Source organism: Actinoplanes sp. NPDC048791 (assembly GCF_040650095.1).
Taxonomy (GTDB): domain Bacteria; phylum Actinomycetota; class Actinomycetes; order Mycobacteriales; family Micromonosporaceae; genus Actinoplanes.
Genome location: NZ_JBEZGQ010001123.1, coordinates 1 through 2,538 on the forward strand (window position 1 = coordinate 1; position 2,538 = coordinate 2,538).

Genomic DNA, 2,538 nt, shown 5'->3' on the forward strand with positions numbered 1-2,538 from the left:
GGCCGGCGACGCCGCGCTGCACCGAGCGCAGGGCCGCGCCGGCCGCGTCCGAGGCGGCCTCGTATTGCTGCTGGGCGGCCTTCACCTGGGCCAGCAGGGCGGTCTTGAGCTCGGCGTCGGTGACCTTGTCGGCGGCCTTGCGGGCGTCGGTGAACGCCTTGTCGGCGCGCTGGTCGGTGCGGTGCTGGGCGGCGGTGAATGCCGCGGTGCCCCCGGTGGACGGCACGCCGCCCGAGGAGGCCGCGTCGAGGGCCCGGGCGGCCTGCTCCAGGCGGCGCTCGGCGGCGGGTGAGTCGACCACGGCGACCACCTGGCCCTTGCGGACCTGGTCACCGGCGTCGAAGCGCAGCTCGGCGAGGGTGCCCTCGGCCGGTGAGGTGACCGTGGCGGCGGCGCGGGCGGTCACCGAGCCGGAGGCTTCGACGATCTCGGCGACCGTGCCCATCGCAGCGGCGCCGACCGTGAGGCCGGACGGCTCGTCGCCGCAGGAGGCCGCGGTCAGGGGTGGCAGCAGGACGAACGCGACCAGCAGGGTGCGGGCGCGGCGGTGGGGGCGGGACACGAGCGCCACTCTATGCCGGGGCACCGACGAAAAACCCGGGCCGATCGGACAGCTGATCTATATCGGTCGGAACGATTTGATACCAGGTGGGTGTCGGTAATCCGCCCGACGGCCGACCTGTGGGCGACTGCGCAGGTCGACGCGAGGCGGCAGGCTTGGTGACAGGCCTGGTCAATGGGCCTGCCGGAAGGCACAATCGGCCGACGGATTGAACCGGGGGCCGCACGGCAACCGTAATCCAGGTCACGTGCCCCATCTGCGTACGCGAAGGACGGGACCATGCTGCGCGCCGACGAACTGACGATCGTGCACCACGACGACACGGTGAGCCACTTCACCGACGTCACGTACACGCTGACCCGGCAGGGCCTGCGGGTGTTCACCGCGACCGGCGACGAGAAGGCTTTCCCCGGTCACGACGTGCTCACCACGCACGCCCGGACGAGCCACCAAGAGCTCGCGGCCTGACTCCGTACCGGAAAAGAAAGACGGCCCACCGGCTCATGCCGGCGGGCCGTCTCTGTGCTCGCCTACCTGATCAGGTGCCCGACCGACGGCCGATGACCTTGACCGTCATGCCGATCTTGCCGATCTTGTAGTACTTCTTGGCGTCCGCCGGCAGCAGGTTGACGCAGCCGTGCGAGCCCCGCCACGCATCGTGGATGTACGTGGTCGTCTGGTGGAAGCCCCGGCCGCCGATGAAGCGCTGCCAGTACGGCAGCCACACCTCGTACGGGTCGGACCATTCCTTCTTGGTGCGCTTGTTGATCTTGAAGGAGCCCGACGGCGTGCGGTACCCCTTCATGCCGGTCCGGGTGACCGTCGGCTTGGCGTAGACCTTGCCGTTCTTCATCACCCAGGTCGTCTGGTTCGTCAGGTCCACGCAGAACGTGTAGCCCGACTTCTTGGCCTTGCACTTCGACGTCTTCGTGGCGGCGAGCCGCTTGGCCACTCCGTACGTCGTCGGCCCGGCCAGGCCCGCGGCCGGCTTGATGCCGAAGCGGACCTGGAACTTCTTGATCGCGGCGCAGTCCTTGGCCGACTGCTTGCCGTCGACCGAGACCGTGCCGTAGCCGCCGATCTTCTTGAGGTAACCCTCGACCTGCTTCTGGTACTTGCCCGTCGAGCACGAAGCCGCGGCGGCCTTCGTGACGACGACGGCGGTAATCGGTGTGGCGCTCACCGTCCGGGTCGCGGCGCCGGCCGCGCCCGGGGACAGCACCACAGCGCCGAGCCCACCGCCGACCGCCACCGCCAGCACGGCGGTCGCGAGGCGTGCGGAAACCCGCTGCACTCCCAAAATCGTCCTCCCCAGGAGATGTGTCCGCACATCGAAGCACATCCGTGCACCTGGGAAGGTCCGCCGACCGACTGTGGCATCAATCCGGGACGTCAAACACAGGGGTCGTCGCTCAGCGCTTTCTCACGGTCACTGCGGGGTCGCGAAGTCCTGGACCCAGTACGGCGTACGGTCGGCACTGAAGGCCAGCCCGACGCCCACCTCGCGCAGACCACAGTCCATGATGTTCTCGCGGTGCTCGGGGCTCTTCATCCAGCCGTCGACGACCTCGGCGACGCTGTCCTGGCCGCGGGCGATGTTCTCGCCGTAGCGCGACCACTGGTAGCCGGCGTCCTCGACCCGGTCACCGGCCCGCTGCCCACGCGAGTCCTCGTGCGCGAAGTAGCCGCGCCGCGCCATCTCGGAGGCGTGCCGGTTCGCCGCCACGATCAGCCGCCGGTCGACGGTCAGCTTGTCGCAGCCGCCACGCCGCCGGTTCTCATTGACCAGCGTCAACGCCTGCTGCTGGACGCTGCCGCCGGGGTCGGTGGAGAGGGCCTGGCTGGTCGTCACGTCCCGCTGGGCGGCCGAGAAGGCGTTCGGCTTGCCACCGCGGGCGGGCTTGTCGGCCGCCGGCTTCTCGTCGGACCGGTCGTCGGCCTTGACATCGGGCTTGGTCGCCGCCGGGGCGCCGGCA

Annotated in this window: 4 protein-coding genes; 1 reads left to right on the plus strand and 3 read right to left on the minus strand. The window is 70.1% G+C overall.

Features of this window, described 5'->3' with window-relative positions:
• On the minus strand, positions 1–562 hold a 562-nt coding region (locus tag AB0C29_RS43095), incomplete at its 3' end, for a biotin/lipoyl-binding protein (protein WP_360833392.1).
• Positions 563–841: 279 nt separating this feature from the next.
• On the opposite strand from AB0C29_RS43095, the gene AB0C29_RS43100 reads away from it, so the two are divergent.
• Positions 842–1,030 carry a hypothetical protein gene (locus AB0C29_RS43100; protein ID WP_360833394.1) on the plus strand — a complete coding sequence of 63 codons (189 nt, stop codon included), beginning with the start codon at positions 842–844 and terminating at the stop codon, positions 1,028–1,030.
• Positions 1,031–1,100: 70 nt separating this feature from the next.
• Here AB0C29_RS43100 and AB0C29_RS43105 read toward each other — a convergent pair whose 3' ends face one another.
• Positions 1,101–1,856 carry a L,D-transpeptidase family protein gene (locus tag AB0C29_RS43105; RefSeq protein ID WP_360833396.1) on the minus strand — a complete coding sequence of 252 codons (756 nt, stop codon included), beginning with the start codon at positions 1,854–1,856 and terminating at the stop codon, positions 1,101–1,103.
• Positions 1,857–1,991: 135 nt separating this feature from the next.
• Positions 1,992–2,538, minus strand: a 547-nt coding sequence (locus AB0C29_RS43110) for a CAP domain-containing protein (RefSeq protein ID WP_360833398.1), incomplete at its 5' end; no start/stop codon positions are given.

Bases quoted from the DNA above. Each gene is read 5' to 3' on its own strand.
- AB0C29_RS43100 (WP_360833394.1), top strand. From the start codon at position 842: ATGCTGCGCGCCGACGAACTGACGATCGTGCACCACGACGACACGGTG.